Source organism: Streptomyces sp. NPDC007896, assembly GCF_042959425.1.
GTDB lineage: Bacteria > Actinomycetota > Actinomycetes > Streptomycetales > Streptomycetaceae > Streptomyces.
Window position 1 is genome coordinate 127,616 of record NZ_JBIBKX010000007.1, and the last position, 18,617, is coordinate 146,232.

Sequence of the window (18,617 nt, forward strand, 5' to 3'; positions counted from 1 at the left end):
ACCGCGCAGGAATGCGCCGCATGCTTGTCGACGCACGCCTGGCGCGATAGACCGATCCCGCCCGCCATCCTCGGCGGGCCGCAGCGGCGACCTGGGGAGCGGGCATGAGCGTGACACATCGGTACAGGGAGGCCTGGGAGGGCTTCTGGCGCGAGGCCTCCGACGAGCAGGGAGCCGTCTTCTGGGACGCGGACCCCGCACTGACCGCGGGCGTCCACCTCGCCCTCTTCGAGCCGTACCTGTCGGCTCACGATCTGCCGGTCGTGGACCTGGGCTGCGGCAACGGCACCCAGACCCGCTTCCTGGCCGACCGCTTCCGGCATGTGGTCGGCGCCGACCTCGCGGATGCCGCGCTCGAACACGCCCGTCTCGCCGATCCGGCGGGCCAGGCGACGTACCGGCGGCTCGACGCGGCCGAGAAGACCGAGGCGCAGACCCTGCACGCGGAGCTGGGCGACGCCAACATCTATATGCGGGGTGTGCTCCACCAGTGCGAGCCGGACGACCGCCAGCCGCTGGTGGACGCCCTCGCCACCCTGGTGGGGGAGCGCGGCCGGGCCTTTCTCGTCGAACTCTCCGAAGCCGCCCGGCCGGTCCTGATGGGCCTGGCCCGGAGCTCCGACGGACCGCCGCCCAAGCTGGCCCCCATCTTCCGGCACGGCATCGCGCCCGGCGAGGTGTCCGACGAGGCGGTCCCCGACTACCTCCGCGCGGCGGGCCTGACCGTCCTCGCGAGCGGTGAACTGCCGCTCGTGACAACCGAGTTCACGCCCGGCGGCGTGCGGATCGAACTGCCGTCGAAGTGGCTGGTGGCCGGGCGCACGGCCGACTGAGCCGGGCACACGGGTACGGCGTCACCTGCCGGTCGGTGACGCCGTACCCCTTCATGGTGGCCGTTGGGTCAGTGGCCGGGCCAGCCGTCCAGGTGACGGTGGACCGCGACGGCGGGCGCGTCCGGGGCCTTCGGTGCGCCTGCCACCGCGTCGTGCAGGACGGCGGTGACCTCCGCGGCCAGCGCGTCGGCCTTCGTCTTGAGGTCGGCGGCCGGGATGGTGGACCGGGCCAGGTCGTCCAGCCTGCGGTGGATGTCGGTGAGCTTGTGCTGCGCGGCGGCGTCCAGGGTGAACGGGCGGGCGGTGGACACCACGAACTGGTAGGCGCCGGCGAGGGTTTGGCAGCCGTCGCAGTGCTCGTTGACCGCGTCGCTGAGGTTCACCGCGTTCAGGTGGGTGTTCTGGCCCGCCAGCGTGACGATCTGGAAGGACAGTGCGACCGACCGGCAGTGCGCGTCGACCGAGCAGCCGACGGAGACCGCGCCTGCCTGGTTGCGTACACCCACCGCCTTCGCCGTGCCGAGCTGCCGCACGGTGAAGGAGTCCTTGACCTGGGTCGGATGCGCCCGGTCGGCGTGACTGAAGGTGTGGTCCTCCGCGACGGCGTGGCGGGCGACCGTGCCCGCCGCCGCGGTGGCGGCCTGGGCCGGGACCGCGGCGGCGATACCGGCCGCGCCGGCCGCGAACAGGCCTATGCGCATGGCTCGTTGGGGGAGGCTCCGGCCGGCTGGGCGAGGCTTCCGGTGCGTGTTCGGATGGGTACTCACATGGGTCTCCTGCGGTCGTGGTTCGGCGGGACGACGGCCACCGGGCGGTGATCGCCGAGGGCGGTCACGGGGTGGCCGGGCTCGGTGCGCCGGTCGCGCTGACGGAATCGGTCGGCGTCGGCGGATCCGCCGAGGGCGCCGGTGCGGACGACGAGACGGACGGCGACGGGCCGGGCGGCTCGGACGGACCCGCGGGCGGACCGGCCGAGACGGAACCCGTCGTGCCCGGACCGCCGGCCGGTGTGGTCGGCTTGTTGGACGGGGAGGCGCCGGGAGACGTGGACGCGCTGGCGTCCGCGCTGGGCGAGGCCGACGCGCTCGGCGCGGTGGCGGCCGTGGAGCCGGAGGACGCGGCGCCGGACGGCAGGGCCGCCGAGGTGTCGGACGGGGACGTGTGCGGCCGGGGCGCGGTCGCGGGCCGGGCGGGCGGTTCGGCCGTGGACACGCCGGGCTGGAGGATCGGCGCGATCGGTGGACGCTTCGGCAGCGGCTCGGGTGTCACACCGGACACCCACGCGTAGCTCAGTGAGCCGAGGCCCAGCAGTGCCAGTGCGCACAGTGTCACCCGCAGCCCGGGCTTGTCCGCCGTCGACCGCTTCGCGGCGCGGAAGACCCGGCCGCCCATTTTGAGCGACAGATAGACCACGCCGGCCATCGGGCACAGCAGCATGAAGCAGCCGATCACGCCCATCAGGGCCGCGGCGATCTGACCGCCCGCGAAGGCGTCCCCGGTTCCCACGACCTGGTCGGTGAGCGAGCGGACCATCGTCGCGACGATCCGCGGCAGGTTCCACAGCGCGTACCCGAGCTCGCCGATCAGCAGCGGCACCATGGTGAGGACCCAGGTGGTGATGATGGTCCGCGACGACTTCTTGAGCCCGACGACCTCGGCGCGCGCCGCCTTGCCGCGCCGGCCCGGCACCGTGCTGAGCAGAATCGGTTTGATCTTGCCGTAGAGGTCCGGGACGCCGGCCAGGTCGCCCAGGATGTAGTAGCCGTCCAGCCGGACGGCCGGCATCAGCTGCTCCAGGATCTCGAAGTGCCCGAGATAGACCGTGGCCAGGAAGAACTGCTGCCCGGTGGCGAAGTACGCGCCCGCCATCCCGAGCATGAAGACGACGTTGAAGTACACCCCGCCCAGGTCGGTCCGGAGCCGTCCGGCCCGGCCGATCCGGTAGATGTCCGTCACGTCGGTGTACATGGACGGCCAGATGAGGAAGAGCCCGCAGCCGATGCAGCCCGGCCGTGCGCCCCCGTATCTGCACGCCGAGGCGTGGCCGAACTCGTGGAAGACCAGCGAGGCCACGGTGAGCGCGAACACGACGAGCATCAGGACCGGCTGGTCGAGGACCTGGAGCACGGGTTCCACCGCGCCGAAGAAGCCGAACAGCCAGACGTCCATGGCCACGGCCGCGGCGAGCATCAGCACGACCACCGTGGGGCGGTGCAGCCAGGCCAGCGAGCGGGCGATCCGGCCCGCCCTGCGCTCGTTGAAGATGATCCGGTGCCCCTTGAGGGCGAGGAGCAGGTCGGAGCGCGGTGCGGAGACCTCGTCCTCCTCCATGCCCTCCGGCACGGTGACGCCGAGCGGGTCGAGTTTCTCCTCGACCAGGAAACGCACGTTGTCGGCGCTGAGCTCGCGGCCGTAGCGGGCGCTGACCCGGTGCGAGATGGTCTCGATGTCGTTCACGCCGTCGATCGCGGAGGCGACCAGGTACAGCAGCCGTGACAGCTGCACGACCTGGCCGTCTCCACGGCGCGCGATGTACTTCGGCTCGGTGAAGCCCGAACCCTGGTACTCCCCGTGCAGTTTGAGCCCGGAGCTCAGCCGAGGCACCGGCAGCGCCTCGACGCCGGCGCCGACTACCGGCAGGCTTCCCGTGGCGAACTGCTCGTAGGTGACCGGAATTCCCCCCGGCCCCGGCACCGGCGACCCGGTGTCGTACAGCAACGCGGGCCCGTCCCCCAGTGCCGTCATTTTGGTCCTTCCCCCCAAGGGCGGACCGCGCCCGCCCCCGGGCGCGGTCCGCCGAACTGCCGTTGCGCGCGGCGGGTGTTACTGCGTGACGTTGATCGCCTGGTTGGCGCTGGACTCGGCCACCGACCAGCTGGAGTGGTCGTTCAGGGCGGCCGACTCGTTGTGGGCGCTGATGTTGGCGACGTGCTTGGTCACGTTGGTGGTGCGGCCGAAGCTGAACTTCAGGCGGCCGAGGGCCTCGCGGCCGGGGAGCAGCTCGGCGGACTCGGACTGCAGCTCGTTCATGTCCATGCTCATGGGATGTCCTTTCGGGACGTGGTTCGTTGATGCGGGTGTGGTGATGGCACTGCGGCGGATGCGGGCGAGCATCCGTTGACGCGGAGGCGGGCGAGCCTCCGGTGCCGATTACTGGTGGACGTTGATGGCCTGCGAGGCGCCCGACGACGCGTCCGACCAGCTGGAGTGGTCGTTCAGGGCGGCCGACTGGTTGGAGGCGTCGATGTTGGCGACGTGCTTGGTCACGTTGACGGTCTTGCCGAAGCTGAACTTCAGGCGACCGAGGGCCTCGCGACCCGGCAGCAGCTCGGCGGTCTCGGTGTCGAGTTCACGGTTGTCCATCATGATCAATTCCCCCTCAGGGATGGGCATTTCCGATCGGACAGAGGCTGGTTCCCCCCAAACTCTGTCCAATCTGGTCGGACGTGCTGTCCAACGAGATTGGACAGTAGTAGCCCCGGAGCTCGCCGCGCAAGCGGTTCGGGGAAAGACTTCTGGGGCCGGAGCGAAGCCCCCCGTAGAATCGATCCCGCTTGGAAGAGTTCCGCCCGGCGGCGAGCAGGAAGTGACCATCGGTGGCCAACGCACTGCAGCAGATCATCAGAGATCGCCTCGACCGCGAAGGCTGGTCCTACGGCGAGGTGGCACGTCGGGGCGGCATTCCGCGCTCCACCGTCCACCACTTGGCCACGGCCGAGCGGGTGGTGCGCATGCCCCAGCCCAGCACGCTGGAGGGGCTGTCCAAGGGGCTTGGACTGTCGTTGGACACCGTGCGGCGGGCCGCCGCGGAGGCGTGCGGCATCCATGTCTACGCGGCCGACGCCCCGCCCGCCGAAGGCGCGCCCGCCGACCCCGAGGTCGACCTGCTCATCGCCAGCGTCCAGCAACTCTCGGCAGACGATCGCCGCCATGTCGCCGCCCTGGTCGAATCCTTGCTGGGCCGCGACGCGCGACGCGGCTAGCTTCTGCCGGGGTGCGGCATCGGGCGTGCGCCGGCGTCCGCGGGAGCGACGGGATGTTCGCCGTCCGGCAGGTGCCGGGCACCGGCCGGCAGGAGCCGGTCTCGGCGGGGTGCGCGGCGGGTGGTGTGTTGCCGGGCGCCGCGGCTACGGGGGCAGCCGCCGATGGCGGGGAGCTGCCCGACGGCGGTCAGTAGTCGTCAGCCGTCACCGTCAGGTCGCTCCGCGCGTCGTGGGAGTCGTGTGGCCCGGCGGAGCGGAGGGTGGCGACGCCCATGCACGCGGGGGTGGGCCGATGTTCGGCGGTGTGCGTCCGCGTCTACGAGGGTGGCTCGCATTGGGGTGACGGGGGCGGTGTGGCGTCGTAGGGGCGGATGGACTTGGGCGGCGGTGGTGTCGCGGGGATCTGCGTCGGATGCCGGAGCCCCTCGTCAAGGGGACGTTGACATCGGTTCGGTCCGTACGGTCGCTCCGTCGCAGGCGCCCCCGAGGCTTTGGCCCGGTCAAGGGCCGTACGGCGAAGACGCCCGTCCGAGTGCTCCGGTTCCGCTTCCCGGGGTTCCCGGTAAAAGAATCCAGAACGGCCGAAACCCCCAAGATCCGCAGCTAGTCTCTCATTCTGCTCGGGGCACGTGAGCCGCACGACCCCTGTGTCACCCAGGGGGACATGTGCTGTTCGTGCACGGAGGACCCACCACCGCAGTGGTGCGGGGCAGTACGGGAGAGTCCGTCGTCCTCCTCTCAGGTGAGCTGCCCGACATACTGACCGAGGGCGCACTCACCGAACTCCTCGACCTCGCCGCGGCCGTCCTCGACGAGGAGGAGCTCAAACTCTTCCGGCGCTGCCTGGACGCCCTGGTCCGAGGCGAGGGCGGCACCCCGCGCCGCATCGAACTCGACGGTGTCGTACTGACCGTTTACGAGGACTGATCCGGGCGATGCTTGCCCTCTGAGCCGTTGCCGGAGTGCCGGGAGGGGAAGCCGTGGGGGAGAGCAGAAACCCGTCGGGAGAGCCGCGGAACCTGAACACGGGCGTGGCGCACAACGCCCGGGTCTGGAACTACTGGATCGGAGGCCGGGACAACTACCCCGTCGACCAGGCGGTCGGCGAGCAGGTCGCCACGATGTTCCCGGTGATCCGCGCCGTGGCCCGGGCCGACCGCGACTTCCTGGGCCGCGCGGTCCGCTTCCTGACCGGGGAGCGCGGGATACGGCAGTTCCTGGACGTCGGCACCGGACTGCCGACCCTGGACAACACCCACGACATCGCCCAGCGGATCGCCCCCGAGTCGCGGATCGTGTACGTCGACAACGACCCCGTGGTGCTCGCCCACGCCCGCGCGCTGCTGACCGGCACGCCCGAGGGCGCCACCGACTACCTCGACGCCGACGTCCATGCCCCCGACGCCATCATCCGGGGCGCCGCGGGAACCCTCGACCTAGACCGGCCCGTCGCCGTCATGATGCTGGGCATCCTCAACTTCGTCCTCGACGGCGACGAGGCACGCGACATCGTGCGCCGGCTCATGGCCGCGCTCCCCTCCGGCAGCTGTCTCGCCCTGACCCACCCCACCACCGACGCCGACCTCGGCGGCGAGGGCAACGTCGCGGCCATGAGTTTCTGGAACGAGAACGCGACCCCGCCGATCACCGCCCGTGACCGCGCCGAGATCACCACCTTCTTCGACGGCCTGGACCTCCTCGACCCGGGTCTCGTCTCCTGCGCCCAGTGGCGCGCCCGGCCCGGCGACGGCGCGGTCCTCCCGCAGTACGGCGCGGTCGCCGTGAAACCCTGACGGGACCGGCCGGGACCGGTCGGTCCCGGTCGGCGTGGTGACGTCCGCGGACGGCCTCCTGGCCCGGCCGTGCGGCGCCACGTAACGTGACACGACATGGAGACAGCCGCTGACCTGTGCCGGAAGGGTGTGTCGTGAAGATCCTCATCAGCGCCGACATGGAGGGCGCCACCGGGGTGACCTGGCCCGCCGACGTGTTGCCGGGGACACCGCAGTGGGAGCGCTGCCGGCCGAGGTTCACCTCGGACGTCAACGCCGCCGTCCTCGGCTTCTTCGACGGCGGCGCCGACGAGGTGCTGATCAACGAGGCCCACTGGTCCATGCGCAATCTGTTGCTGGAGCAGCTCGACGACCGGGCCGAGATGATCACCGGACGCCACAAGACGCTGTCCATGGTGGAGGGCGTCCAGCACGGAGACGTCGACGGGATCGCGTTCGTCGGCTACCACACGGGCGCCGGCACGGAGGGCGTCCTCGCCCACACCTACCTCCCCAACTCGATCACCGGCGTGTGGGTGAACGACGTACGGGCCAGCGAGGGACTGCTCAACTCCCATGTCGTCGCCGAGTACGGGGTGCCCGTCGTGCTCGTCACCGGCGACGACCTGACCTGCGAGGACGCGCTCGGCTACGCGCCGGAGGCACTCAAGGTCGCCGTCAAGGACCATGTGTCGCGGTACACGGCTGTCTGTCGCACACCGGCCAGGACCGCCGCCGACATCCGGGCCGCGGCCAAGGCGGCGGCAGCCCTGGCGGTGCGTCAAGAACCGCTGGTGGGCGGCCCGTTCACGGTGGCGCTCGAATTCGACGCCGAACACCTGTCGATGGCGGCCACCGTCGTGCCCGGTGTGCGGCGCGTCGGGGAGCGCAAGGTGGCGTACACCAGCGACACCATGTACGAGGGGATTCGCACCTTCAAGGCGGTCACCACGATCGTCTCGGCCGCGGTGGAGGAGCAGTATGGCTGACCAGAAGACCATGAACGAGCGGCCCGCGGAAGAACGGGACATGAGTGAACGGGCCGTGGACGAGCGGGCGTTGGACGAGGTCGTACGGTTCACCTCCGACCTCATCCGCTTCGACACCACCAACCGGGGAGGCGGCGACTGCCAGGAGCGCCCCGCCGCCGAGTACGCCGCCGCGCGCCTCGCGGAAGCGGGCCTCGAACCCACACTGCTGGAGCGCACCAAGGGCCGTACGAACGTCGTAGCCCGTCTCGAAGGCACCGACCCGTCCGCCGACGCGCTGCTCGTCCACGGTCACCTCGACGTGGTGCCCGCCCAGGCCGACGACTGGAGCGTGCATCCGTTCTCCGGTGAGATCCGCGACGGGGTTGTGTGGGGGCGCGGTGCGGTAGACATGAAGAACATGGACGCGATGATCCTTGCGGTCGTACGCCTGTGGGCGCGCCTCGGCGTCAGGCCCCGGCGCGACCTGGTGATCGCGTTCACGGCCGACGAGGAGGCGAGCGCGGAGGACGGCTCCGGGTTCCTCGCCGACCGGCATCCGGGGCTGTTCGAGGGCTGTACCGAGGGCATCAGCGAGTCCGGGGCGTTCACCTTCCACGACGGCGCGGGCCGGGAGCTCTATCCGATCGCGGCGGGGGAGCGCGGCACCGGCTGGCTCAGGCTCACCGCGCACGGGCGGGCGGGCCACGGCTCCAAGGTGAACCGGGCGAACGCGGTGACCCGGCTGGCCGAGGCGATCGCCCGGATCGGCGCGTACGAGTGGCCCCTCAGGCTCACCCCCACCGTTCGCGCCGCCCTCACCGAACTCGCCACGCTGTACGGCGTCGACGCCGACCTGGACGACGTCGACGGGCTCCTCGACAAGCTCGGCCCCGCTGCCGCGCTCGTCGAGGCGACCGTCCGTGCCAGCGCCAACCCGACCATGCTCAGCGCCGGTTACAAGATCAACGTGATTCCGGGCGAGGCCGTCGCCCACGTGGACGGCCGCTATCTGCCGGGCGGCGAGGAGGAGTTCCGCACCACCCTCGACCGACTCACCGGGCCGGACGTGGAGTGGGAGTTCCACCACCGCGAGGTGGCCCTCCAGTCGCCGGTGGACTCGCCGACGTACGCCAAGATGCGTGCCGCCGTCGAGGAGTTCGCGCCGGAGGGGCACGTGGTGCCGTACTGCATGTCGGGCGGTACGGACGCCAAGCAGTTCTCGCGCCTCGGCATCACCGGCTACGGCTTCGCCCCGCTCAAGCTCCCCGAGGGCTTCGACTACCAGGCCCTCTTCCACGGAGTCGACGAACGCGTTCCCGTCGAGGCGCTGCGCTTCGGCGTCCGCGTCCTCGACCGCTTCCTGCGCACGGCCTAGAGAGGACAGGATGCAGAACCTGGCGTACGGATCGTGGCCCTCGCCCATCGACGCGGCGCTCGCCGCCGCGCATGACGGGCATCCCGAGTTCGTCGGCTTCGTCGGCGACGAGGTGTGGTGGACCGAACCCCGGCCCACGGAGGGCGGACGGCGCACGCTCGTACGCCGACAGGCCGACGGCACGCAGGAGCCCGTGCTGCCGGCCCCCTGGAACGTGCGCAGCCGGGTCATCGAGTACGGCGGACAGCCCTGGGCCGGCGAGATGCGCCCCGAGGGACCGTTCGTCGTGTTCGTGAACTTCGCCGACCAGCGACTCTACGCGTACGAGCCCGACGCCCCGGACGCGCGGCCCCGCCCGCTGACCCCCGTGTCCCCGGTGGGCGGCGGACTGCGCTGGGTCGACCCGCGGTTGCGCCCCGAGCTGGGCGAAGTGTGGTGCGTGCTGGAGGAGTTCACCGGGGACGGACCCACCGACGTACGTCGGGTCGTGGCCGCGGTGCCGCTCGACGGGTCGGCGGCGCAGGACCGCGACGCGGTGCGCGAACTCACCGACGGCAGCCACCGGTTCGTCACAGGACCCCGGCTCTCGCCCGACGGCGGGCAGGCGGCCTGGCTCGCCTGGGACCACCCGCGCATGCCCTGGGACGGCACCGAACTGATCCTCGCCGACGTCACCGAGCACGGCACCCTGCGCGGCGCGCGGCCCGTCGCGGGCGGACCGGAGGAGTCGATCGCCCAGGCGGACTGGACCCCCGACGGCACGCTCCTGTACGCCAGTGACCGCACCGGCTGGTGGAACCTGTACCGGCTCGGGGAGGACACGCCCGTCTGCCCCCGGGAGGAGGAGTTCGGCGGGCCGCTGTGGAAGATCGGATACCGCTGGTTCGCGCCGCTGGAGAGCGGGCTCGTCGCCGTCGTGCACGGCCGGGGCGCCACCGCGCTCGGGATACTCGACCCGGAGACCGGCGAGGTCGTCGACGCGGCCGGCCCCTGGACCGAGTTCACCCCGACACTCGCGGTCCACGGCAGCCGGATCGTGGGCGTCGCCGCCAGCCCCCGCAGCGCGTACGAGGTCGTCGAACTGGACGCCCGCACCGGCCGCGCCAGGGTGATCGGCGCCGGCCACGCCGACCCGGTGGACCCCGCGCACTACCCGGAGCCGCAGATCCGCACCTTCACCGGCCCCGCCGGGCGCGAGGTCCACGCCCACATCTACCCGCCGCACCACCCCGACCACGTGGCACCCGGCGACGAACTGCCGCCCTACGTCGTGTGGGCGCACGGCGGACCCACCGGCCGCGCGCCCCTCGTCCTCGACCTGGAGATCGCCTACTTCACCTCGCGCGGCATCGGTGTCGCCGAGGTCAACTACGGCGGATCGGCGGGGCACGGGCGGGAGTACCGCAACCGGCTGCGTGAGCAGTGGGGCGTCGTCGACGTCGAGGACTGCGCGGCCGTCGCGCTCGCCCTCGCCGAGGAGGGCACCGCCGACGGGCACCGGCTCGCCATCCGCGGCGGCAGTGCGGGCGGCTGGACCGCCGCCGCCTCCCTGACCGGCACCGACGTCTACGCCTGCGGCACGATCCTCTATCCGGTCCTCGACCTCGGCGCATGGGGCTCGGGGGAGACCCACGACTTCGAGTCGCGGTATCTGGAGACGCTGATCGGGCCGATCGCCGAGGTGCCGGGCCGGTACGTGGAACGCTCGCCCAGCGAGCGCGCCGACCGCATCACCGCGCCCTTCCTGATCCTCCAGGGCCTCGACGACGTCATCTGTCCGCCCGCGCAGTGCGAACGGTTCCTCGCCAGGCTGGCCCGGTCGACCGGGCGCCGCGTACCGCACGCCTACCTCACCTTCGAGGGCGAAGGGCACGGGTTCCGGCGGGCCGACACCATGGTGCGGGCCCTGGAGTCCGAACTCTCCCTGTACGCCCAGGTCTTCGGCCTGCGTCCGCCCGGCATCCCCACCCTGCACCTCACCGCCCGAGAAGAGCCCGTCACAGCGCCGACGGGATCCGTCCCACCGATCGTGGAGTCCACCCAGTGAAAGCCCTGACCCGTCCAGCCCGTCTCGCCCCCGGGGCCCGCGTCGCCGTCGTCGCGCCCAGCGGGCCCGTGGTCGAGGAGCGGCTGGCCGCGGGCCTCGACATCCTGCGCGGCTGGGACCTCGACCCCGTCGTGGCACCACATGTCCTGGACCGGCATCCCGAGTTCAGCTACCTCGCGGGCACCGACGCCGACCGGGCCGCCGATTTCCAGGCCGCCTGGTGCGACCCGGACGTGGCCGCGGTGCTCTGCGCCCGCGGCGGCTACGGCGTCCAGCGCATGGTCGACCTCCTCGACTGGGACGCGATACGGGCCGCAGGCCCCAAGGTGTTCCTCGGCTTCAGCGACATCACGGCACTGCACGAGGCGTTCGCGAACCGCGCGGGGCTGGTGACCCTGCACGGGCCGATGGTCGCGGCCGTCGACTTCATCAAGAACACCCGGGCACAGGAGCACCTTCGGGCGACGCTCTTCGAACCGGAGACGGTACGGGTGTTCGAGTCCGGCGGGGGAGCGGCACCGCTCGTGCCCGGCCGCGCCTCGGGTGTCCTCCTCGGCGGGTGCCTGAGCATGCTCGCCGCCGACCTGGGCACCCCGCACGCCCGGACCTCCGCGCGCGGCGGGCTGCTCTGCCTGGAGGACGTGGGCGAGGAGACGTACCGTTTGGACCGGGCGCTCACCCAGCTCCTGCGGGCCGGCTGGCTGGACGGGGTCGCCGGGGTGCTGCTCGGCTCCTGGGCGCGCTGCTCGCCGTACGAGCGCGTGCGGACGCTGCTCACCGACCGGCTCGGCGGGCTCGGGGTGCCGGTCGTCGAGGAGTTCGGATTCGGGCACGGCGAGGGTGCGTTGACGATTCCGTTCGGGGTCCGGGCCGCACTCGACGCGGACGCGGGGACCCTGACCCTGGAGGAGCCGGCGCTGGCCCAGAACCTGTCATGAAGGCCGCCGTCGCGTACTGTGTCGGGATGCCTGAGAACGCCTCCGCCTATCTTGCCGAGGGGCCCCGCGTGGGCATCCGGCACTTCACCCACGAGGACGGTGCCGAGTTCACCGCACGGGCCCGGGAGAGCAAGGCGCTGCACCAGCCCTGGCTCTTCCCGCCCCGCAGCGTCGACGCCTACGCCGCCTACGCGGGGCGGCTCATCGAGGACCGTACGAAGGCCGGGTTCCTGGTCTGCGAGCGGGGCAACGGGGCCATCGCCGGCTTCATCAACATCAACAACATCGTCGAGGGCGGCTTCCTGTGCGGGGCGCTGGGCTACGGCGCCTTCGCACACGCCACCGGGCGCGGGCTGATGGCCGAGGGGCTCGGGCTCGTGGTCCGGTACGCCTTCGGGGCGATGGGGCTGCACCGGCTGGAGATCAACGTCCAGCCCCGGAACGCGGCCTCGATCGCCCTCGCCCGGCGCTGCGGATTCCGGCTGGAGGGGTTCTCGCCGGACTTCATCTACATCGACGGGGCGTGGCGCGACCACGAGCGATGGGCGATCACCTCGGAGATGCTCCCTTCGAGCTGAACCTCCCGTCGAGCCGAACCTCCCTTCGAGCACCGACGTCGTCGTCGCCTTTGCGGAATCCTGACCGGATCCTGACGAGCGGACACCCTGGTCAGGTGGTCGATGTCCCTGTTCCATGGTCATCGTGACGACGATCCGACGTGACGTACTGACCCTGCCGGTCGCGGAGTTGGGCCCGGACAACCCGCTGCCACCCCTGCGGCCGCTCGACGAGACACACCGCGTCGACGACCGCGAGAGCGCCGACCTGCCGCGCGACATGGCCCGGCAGATCCGCTACGAGCCGCTGCGCAGCGTTCTGCCCGAGCGCATCCGGGACGGATACGACAGACGGCGCGAGCCGCGCGGGATCGACACGATCGTGATCGAGAACGACCGGCTGCGGGCGGTGGTGCTGCCGGGCCACGGCGGCCGGGTGGCCTCGCTGTTCCACAAGCCCTCGCAGCGCGAACTCCTCTACCGCAACCCGGTGGTGCAGCCGGCCTGCTTCGCCCTCAACGGAGCCTGGGTCTCCGGCGGCATCGAGTGGAACATCGGCGCGACCGGCCACACCACCCTCTCCTGCGCCCCCGTGCACGCCGCTCGTGTCCCCGCCCCCGACGGCGGCGAGATGCTCCGCCTGTGGGAGTGGGAGCGGCTGCGCGACCTGCCGTTCCAGGTCGACCTGTGGCTCCCGGACGGCTCCGACTTCCTCCACGTCGGCGTCCGCGTCCGTAATCCGCACGAGAAGCCCACGCCCCTGTACTGGTGGTCCAACATCGCCGTCCCCGAGGAACGCCGGGTGCTGGCCCCCGCGGACGAGGCCTGGCACTTCGGGTACGAGCGGCGGCTGCGGCGGGTGCCGGTACCGGAGCACGAGGGGGTGGACCGTACGTATCCGCCGCGCAGCGTCTTCCCCGCCGACTACTTCTACGAGGTGCCCGACGGGCAGCGCCGCTGGATCGCCGCGCTCGACGACACGGGCGACGGGCTCGTGCAGACGTCCACCGACGTGCTGCGCGGGCGCAAGCTGTTCGTCTGGGGCTCCGGTCCTGGCGGACGGCGGTGGCAGGAATGGCTCACCGAACCCGGCACCGGCGGCTACTGCGAGATCCAGGCCGGACTCGCCCGCACCCAGCTGGAGCATGTCCGGCTGGAGGCCGAGAGCGAGGTGTCCTGGCTGGAGGCGTACGGGCCGCTGGCGGCGGATGCGGGGGCGGTGCACGGGGCGGACTGGGGGCTCGCGCGGGCGGAGACGGAACGCCGGCTGTCGGAGGTCCTCCCTCGCGGGGACGTCGACGCGGCGTACGAGGCGTGGCTGCCGTACGCCGACACCGAGCCCGGTGAGGTGCTGGCCGTCGGGTCCGGCTGGGGCGCGCTCGAAGTGCTGCGCGCCTCCCACAAGCTGCCCGGCACGCCGTTCCAGGAGTCCACGCTGGGGGAGGCGCAGGCGCCCTGGGCGGAGCTCCTGCGGACCGGTGCCTTCCCGGAGCCGCGGCGGGTCGGTCCACCCGGTGAGAGCCTGGTCGCTCCGCACTGGCGGGACATGCTGGAGACCGCGCCCGCCAAACCGCTCACCGAGTACCACCTCGGCGTCGCGCAGTGGCACGCCGGGGACCTCGCGCAGGCCGTGCGCAGCTGGGAGCGGGCGCTCGAACTCGCCCCGTCGCTCTGGCCGTTGCTGCGGTGTCTGGCCGTCGCCGACCAGGAGGCCGGCAACCGGGAACGGGCCGCCGACCGGTACGCCGAGGCCTTCGACGACCTGTGTCAGGAGCGGCGTGACGACGGTCCGGCCTGGACCGCGGCCACGGCCGCGCTCGGGCGGGAGGCGGTGGGGGCGCTGCTCGCTGTGCGGCGTACCGGGGAGGCGCGGCGGGTCTGGGACCGACTGCGGCCCGTTACACGGGCGCGCGGCCGGTTCCGTCTGCTCGAGGTGGAGCTGCTTCTCGCGGAGGGGGACCGGGACGGGGCGCGGGCGGTCTTCGACGAGGCGTTCGAGGTCGCCGACCTGCGGGAGGGGGCGGAGACCATTACCGCCCTGTGGGCCCGTCTGACGGACGAGCCACTCCCGCCCCACTACGACTTCCGCATGCGCCCGCCCTCCAACTAGCCTCTCCTCGTCCTCAAACGCCGGACGGGCTGAAGGATGCGCGCCGGCGCGCCTGAGGGGCGAGGGGAACCGCGCGATCAGCCCCCCACCGGGCCGCGGTCGAGCGATCCGGGGCGGGGGCGTTCAGGGGGTCGGGGATCCGCGGTCGACGTACTCGTACACCACACCGTCCGGATGCATGGCGATCAGATTGCGCCCGGCCGGCGTCCCCACCGGTCCCGCCAGAATCCGTGCGCCCAGCTCGCTGAGCACCCGGTGCGCGTCCTCGACGTCCTTGACGGCGATGGTCGCGGAGACCTTCCGCAGGACCTCCAGATCGGCCTCGGGTCCGCTCATGAGCAGGAAACAGCCCACCGCCGCCACCGACACACCGGCGCGCTCGAACCGCAGGGCCCGCCCACCGGCAAGTCTTTCGTAGAAGGGGACCGAAGCCTCCAGGTCGTCGACGCAGATCCGCAACGTGGCTCCCAGAATCTCCATGCGGACGAGCTTAGTTGGGCACGCCGGAGGACGAGATCGTTTCGGACGTCTCCTCCGGGCGGCCGAAATGGCCCCGGGGGTGAGGAGGAAACACCGGGGCCCCCGGGGTTTGGGTGCCCCGACCGCGGGGACGCGGAAAGCCCCCGTACGAGGCACGAGCGACATCGCCGGAGGCGAAACCGTGAGTCGACCCCGCATCGTGATCGTCGGTGCCGGCTTCGCCGGGTACCGAACCGCCCGCACGCCGGCGCGGCTGACCCGGCACAAGGCCGACATCACCCTTCTCGACCCGACCGACTACTTTCTGTATCTGCCCCTGCTGCCTCAGGTCGCCGCCGGAGTCCTGGAGCCACGCCGTGTCACCGTCTCGCTCCCCGGCACCCTGCCCCACGTACGCCTGGTGCTCGGCGAGGCCGACGGCATCGACCTCGACGCACGCACCGTGCACTGCACGGATCCCGAGAGCGAGCCGGGCTCGCTGACGTACGATCGTCTCGTGCTGGCCGTCGGCGGCGTGAACAAGCTGCTGCCCGTGCCCGGTGTCGCCGAGTACGCGCACGGCTTCCGCGGACTGCCCGAGGCGCTGTACCTCCGCGACCACGTGACCCGGCAGGTGGAGCTCGCCGCCGCGTCCGAGGACCCAAAAACCCGTGCCGCGCGGTGCACGTTCGTGGTGGTCGGCGCCGGGTACACGGGAACCGAGGTCGCGGCCCAGGGGCAGCTGTTCACCGACGCGCTGGTACGCGGGCAACCACTGCGGGAGGGCATGCGGCCGCGCCGGCTGCTGCTCGACGTCGCGCCGCGTGTCCTGCCCGAGCTGGACGAGCGGCTCTCCCGCGCCGCCGACCGCGTCCTACGGCGACGGGGCGTCGACGTGCGCACGGGGACCTCGGTCGAGGAGGCGACCCCGAGCGGCGTTCGCCTCAGCGACGGGGAGTTCGTCGACACACGGACGCCGGCGTGGTGTGTCGGCGTACGGCCCGATCCGCTCGTCGAGGCGCTCGGGCAGCCACTGGAACGGGGGCGGCTGCTCGTCGACCCGTATCTCCAGGTGCCGGGCCGTCCCGAGGTGTTCGCGTGCGGCGACGCCGCGGCCGTACCGGATCTTGAGCGGCCGGGGCGGTACACGCCGATGACGGCGCAGCACGCCTGGCGGCACGGGAGGGTCGCGGGGCGCAATGTCGCCGCCTCGCTCGGCATCGGGAGCCGACGTGCCTACCGCCATCGCGACCTGGGCTTCACCGTCGATCTCGGGGGCGCGCAGGCCGCCGCCAACCCCCTGGGCATCCCGCTGTCCGGCCCCCTCGCCGGGGCCGTCACCCGCGGCTACCACCTCGCCGCGATGCCCGGCAACCGCGTCCGCGTCGCGGCCGACTGGCTGCTGGACGCCGTACTGCCGCGCCAGGCCGTGCAGTTGGGCCTGGTCCGCTCGTGGTCGGTGCCGCTGGACACCGCCTCGCCGGAACTGGCACGCGTGGCCGGTTCCCCCGGCGACTTCGCGAGCCGTCCGGAAGGAGAGTCATGAACACCACCGTGAACGCCATGGACACCCGTCAACTCAAGGAACTCGCACAGCAGTTGCGTGTCGACAGCGTGCGCGCTGCCGCCGCTGCCGGATCCGGGCATCCCACGTCCTCGATGTCGGCGGCCGATCTGATGGCGGTCCTGCTGGCCAAGCACCTGCGCTACGACTTCGAGCGCCCCCAGCATCACGGCAATGACCGTTTCATCCTCTCCAAGGGGCATGCCTCACCGCTCCTGTACGCCGCGTACAGGGCGGCCGGGGCCATCAGTGAGGCCGAACTGCTCACCTTCCGCAAGCTCGGCAGCCGGCTCGAAGGGCATCCGACACCCCGGCGGCTTCCGTGGGTCGAGACCGCCACCGGCTCGCTCGGCCAGGGGCTGCCCGTGGGGGTCGGCGTCGCACTGGCCGGTAAACGGCTCGACCACACCGGCTACCGGGTGTGGGTGCTGTGCGGCGACAGCGAGCTTGCCGAGGGATCCGTCTGGGAGGGCGCCGAGCACGCCGGATACGAGCACCTCGACAACCTCGTCGCGATCATCGACGTCAACCGGCTGGGCCAGCGCGGCCCGACCCGGCACGGCCACGACCTCGACGCATACGCGCGCAGGTTCCAGGCCTTCGGCTGGCACACCCTGGAGATCGACGGACACGATGTCGACGCCATCGACCGCGCGTACGCCGAGGCCGAGTCCACCGCGGGACAGCCGACCGTGATCATCGCCCGCACGCTCAAGGGCAAGGGCGTCGAGTCCGTCCAGGACCGCGAGGGCCTGCACGGCAAACCGCTGCCGGACGCCCAGGAGGCGATCGCCGAGCTCGGCGGAGTGCGCAACCTGCACGTGGAGGTCCAACAGCCTCCCCCGGCAAGGGTGTTGCACGCCGTACGCTCCGGCCACCTCGAACTGCCCCGCTACGACATCGGGGACAAGGCCGCCACCCGCGACGCCTACGGACAGGCGCTCGCCGCGCTCGGCACCGCCCGTGGTGACGTCGTCGCCCTGGACGGCGAGGTGGGCGACTCCACCCGCACCGAGCTCTTCGCCAAGGAACACCCCGACCGCTTCTTCGAGTGCTACATCGCCGAGCAGCAACTCGTGGCGGCCGCCGTCGGCATGGCCGCGCGCGACTGGGTGCCGTACGCCACCACGTTCGCGGCGTTCCTCACCCGGGCCCACGACTTCATCCGGATGGCCGCGATCAGCGGCTCCGACATCAACCTCGTCGGCTCGCACGCGGGCGTCTCGATCGGCCAGGACGGCCCCTCGCAGATGGCCCTGGAGGATCTGGCGATGTTCCGGGCGCTGTACGGCACGACCGTGCTCTACCCGTGCGACGCCAACCAGACGGCCAAGCTCGTCGCCACGATGGCGGACTGCGAGGGCATCCGCTATCTGCGCACCTCACGTGGGGACACCCCGGTGATCTACAGCCCCACCGAGGAGTTCCCCGTCGGCGGCAGCAAGGTACTGCGCGCCAGTGACGAGGACCGGCTGACGCTCGTCGCCGCGGGCGTCACCCTCCACGAGGCGCTGGCCGCCGCCGAGTCGCTCGACCGCGAGGGCATCCAGGTCAGGGTCATCGACCTCTACTCGGTCAAGCCCGTCGACCGCCTCACCCTGCGCGAGGCCGCCGAACAGACCGGCTGCCTCGTCACCGTCGAGGACCACCGTGAGGAGGGCGGCATCGGCGACGCGATCCTCGACGCCTTCCTCGACGGCCGCCCGGTGCCGCGTCTGGTCCGCCTCGCCGTCCGTACGATGCCGGGTTCGGCGACCCCCGCCCAGCAACTGCACGCCGCGGGCATCGACGCGGAGTCGATCGCGGCGGCGGCGCGGCTGCTGGTGGAGACGGCGATCGTGCGCTGACCTGAATCCTGAATCCGATGCCGGATTTGAATGCGACCTGGAAAATTCGAATACGACCTGGAAATGCCCTGGAGATGCCTGGGAGATGCCTGCGGCCCGAGGCCTGAACAAGGCCTCGGGCCGACTCCGGAAACAGCTTTACGGGAATGGCTTTACGGGAA

General features: G+C 71.9%; 17 protein-coding genes. 12 read left to right on the forward strand and 5 right to left on the reverse strand.

Translation table 11 applies throughout. The annotated features are described in order from the left end of the window. Positions 1-104 precede the first annotated feature (104 nt). Entirely contained in the window at positions 105-833 is a 729-nt protein-coding gene (locus ACFZDJ_RS23315) for a methyltransferase domain-containing protein (protein WP_391061118.1), read from the forward strand. A gap of 68 nt (positions 834-901) precedes the next feature. Here the strand turns inward: ACFZDJ_RS23315 and ACFZDJ_RS23320 are convergent, their stop codons facing one another. The 4 genes from ACFZDJ_RS23320 to ACFZDJ_RS23335 all read right to left on the reverse strand — a co-directional run bounded on the left by ACFZDJ_RS23320 (position 902) and on the right by ACFZDJ_RS23335 (position 4,199). After that, positions 902-1,534 carry a hypothetical protein gene (locus ACFZDJ_RS23320; RefSeq protein WP_391061120.1) on the reverse strand — a complete coding sequence of 211 codons (633 nt, stop codon included), beginning with the start codon at positions 1,532-1,534 and terminating at the stop codon, positions 902-904. Between the two features lie 130 nt (positions 1,535-1,664). Beyond that, positions 1,665-3,578, reverse strand: coding sequence for a hypothetical protein (locus ACFZDJ_RS23325; protein WP_391061122.1), 1,914 nt, complete (start codon positions 3,576-3,578; stop codon positions 1,665-1,667). 78 nt (positions 3,579-3,656) lie between these two features. Then, positions 3,657-3,875 carry a hypothetical protein gene (locus ACFZDJ_RS23330; RefSeq protein WP_054230284.1) on the reverse strand — a complete coding sequence of 73 codons (219 nt, stop codon included), beginning with the start codon at positions 3,873-3,875 and terminating at the stop codon, positions 3,657-3,659. Positions 3,876-3,983: 108 nt separating this feature from the next. Next, a complete protein-coding gene (locus ACFZDJ_RS23335) occupies positions 3,984-4,199 on the reverse strand; it encodes a hypothetical protein (protein ID WP_254649600.1) in 216 nt (71 codons plus the stop codon). 230 nt (positions 4,200-4,429) lie between these two features. On the opposite strand from ACFZDJ_RS23335, the gene ACFZDJ_RS23340 reads away from it, so the two are divergent. The 9 genes from ACFZDJ_RS23340 (at position 4,430) to ACFZDJ_RS23380 (ending at position 14,586) form a co-directional block, all read left to right on the forward strand. After that, positions 4,430-4,816, forward strand: coding sequence for a helix-turn-helix transcriptional regulator (locus tag ACFZDJ_RS23340; protein WP_168513071.1), 387 nt, complete (start codon positions 4,430-4,432; stop codon positions 4,814-4,816). Between the two features lie 675 nt (positions 4,817-5,491). After that, the gene (locus tag ACFZDJ_RS23345) at positions 5,492-5,743 is read left to right on the forward strand and encodes a hypothetical protein (RefSeq protein ID WP_225900559.1); all 252 of its coding nucleotides are present in this window, start codon (positions 5,492-5,494) and stop codon (positions 5,741-5,743) included. Between the two features lie 53 nt (positions 5,744-5,796). Further along, positions 5,797-6,609 (forward strand): SAM-dependent methyltransferase, encoded by an 813-nt coding sequence (locus tag ACFZDJ_RS23350; RefSeq protein ID WP_391061124.1) that lies wholly within the window; start codon positions 5,797-5,799, stop codon positions 6,607-6,609. A 134-nt stretch (positions 6,610-6,743) separates the two neighbouring features. Next, complete coding sequence (locus tag ACFZDJ_RS23355) at positions 6,744-7,577, forward strand: M55 family metallopeptidase (protein WP_384910423.1); 834 nt, start codon at positions 6,744-6,746, stop codon at positions 7,575-7,577. A 40-nt stretch (positions 7,578-7,617) separates the two neighbouring features. Next, positions 7,618-8,934: a M20/M25/M40 family metallo-hydrolase gene (locus ACFZDJ_RS23360; RefSeq protein ID WP_384910720.1), complete on the forward strand. Its 1,317-nt coding sequence runs from the start codon at positions 7,618-7,620 to the stop codon at positions 8,932-8,934. 10 nt (positions 8,935-8,944) lie between these two features. Then, entirely contained in the window at positions 8,945-10,981 is a 2,037-nt protein-coding gene (locus ACFZDJ_RS23365; protein WP_390929789.1) for a prolyl oligopeptidase family serine peptidase, read from the forward strand. Further along, positions 10,978-11,919 carry an LD-carboxypeptidase gene (locus ACFZDJ_RS23370; RefSeq protein WP_391061127.1) on the forward strand — a complete coding sequence of 314 codons (942 nt, stop codon included), beginning with the start codon at positions 10,978-10,980 and terminating at the stop codon, positions 11,917-11,919. Before ACFZDJ_RS23365 ends, ACFZDJ_RS23370 begins: the two co-directional genes overlap by 4 nt. 26 nt (positions 11,920-11,945) lie before the next feature. Next, positions 11,946-12,497, forward strand: coding sequence for a GNAT family N-acetyltransferase (locus ACFZDJ_RS23375; RefSeq protein ID WP_390929785.1), 552 nt, complete (start codon positions 11,946-11,948; stop codon positions 12,495-12,497). A gap of 115 nt (positions 12,498-12,612) precedes the next feature. Then, on the forward strand, positions 12,613-14,586 hold the full coding sequence (locus ACFZDJ_RS23380) for a DUF5107 domain-containing protein (protein WP_384910412.1): 1,974 nt from the start codon (positions 12,613-12,615) through the stop codon (positions 14,584-14,586). A 123-nt stretch (positions 14,587-14,709) separates the two neighbouring features. Here ACFZDJ_RS23380 and ACFZDJ_RS23385 read toward each other — a convergent pair whose 3' ends face one another. Further along, entirely contained in the window at positions 14,710-15,066 is a 357-nt protein-coding gene (locus ACFZDJ_RS23385; protein ID WP_390929783.1) for a VOC family protein, read from the reverse strand. Between the two features lie 181 nt (positions 15,067-15,247). Here ACFZDJ_RS23385 and ACFZDJ_RS23390 point away from each other — a divergent pair, with 181 nt between their 5' ends. Both ACFZDJ_RS23390 and ACFZDJ_RS23395 read left to right on the forward strand, forming a co-directional pair. Further along, on the forward strand, positions 15,248-16,591 hold the full coding sequence (locus ACFZDJ_RS23390) for an FAD-dependent oxidoreductase (RefSeq protein WP_391061129.1): 1,344 nt from the start codon (positions 15,248-15,250) through the stop codon (positions 16,589-16,591). Positions 16,592-16,608: 17 nt separating this feature from the next. Next, positions 16,609-18,456, forward strand: a complete 1,848-nt coding sequence (locus ACFZDJ_RS23395; protein ID WP_391061682.1) for a transketolase — start codon at positions 16,609-16,611, stop codon at positions 18,454-18,456. The last annotated feature ends 161 nt before the right edge of the window (positions 18,457-18,617 follow it).

Bases quoted from the DNA above. Each gene is read 5' to 3' on its own strand.
- ACFZDJ_RS23315 (WP_391061118.1), top strand. From the start codon at position 105: ATGAGCGTGACACATCGGTACAGGGAGGCCTGGGAGGGCTTCTGGCGC.
- ACFZDJ_RS23320 (WP_391061120.1), bottom strand. From the start codon at position 1,534: ATGCGCATAGGCCTGTTCGCGGCCGGCGCGGCCGGTATCGCCGCCGCG.
- ACFZDJ_RS23325 (WP_391061122.1), bottom strand. From the start codon at position 3,578: ATGACGGCACTGGGGGACGGGCCCGCGTTGCTGTACGACACCGGGTCG.
- ACFZDJ_RS23330 (WP_054230284.1), bottom strand. From the start codon at position 3,875: ATGAGCATGGACATGAACGAGCTGCAGTCCGAGTCCGCCGAGCTGCTC.
- ACFZDJ_RS23335 (WP_254649600.1), bottom strand. From the start codon at position 4,199: ATGATGGACAACCGTGAACTCGACACCGAGACCGCCGAGCTGCTGCCG.
- ACFZDJ_RS23360 (WP_384910720.1), top strand. From the start codon at position 7,618: ATGAGTGAACGGGCCGTGGACGAGCGGGCGTTGGACGAGGTCGTACGG.
- ACFZDJ_RS23365 (WP_390929789.1), top strand. From the start codon at position 8,945: ATGCAGAACCTGGCGTACGGATCGTGGCCCTCGCCCATCGACGCGGCG.
- ACFZDJ_RS23375 (WP_390929785.1), top strand. From the start codon at position 11,946: ATGCCTGAGAACGCCTCCGCCTATCTTGCCGAGGGGCCCCGCGTGGGC.
- ACFZDJ_RS23380 (WP_384910412.1), top strand. From the start codon at position 12,613: ATGGTCATCGTGACGACGATCCGACGTGACGTACTGACCCTGCCGGTC.
- ACFZDJ_RS23385 (WP_390929783.1), bottom strand. From the start codon at position 15,066: ATGGAGATTCTGGGAGCCACGTTGCGGATCTGCGTCGACGACCTGGAG.
- ACFZDJ_RS23395 (WP_391061682.1), top strand. From the start codon at position 16,609: ATGGACACCCGTCAACTCAAGGAACTCGCACAGCAGTTGCGTGTCGAC.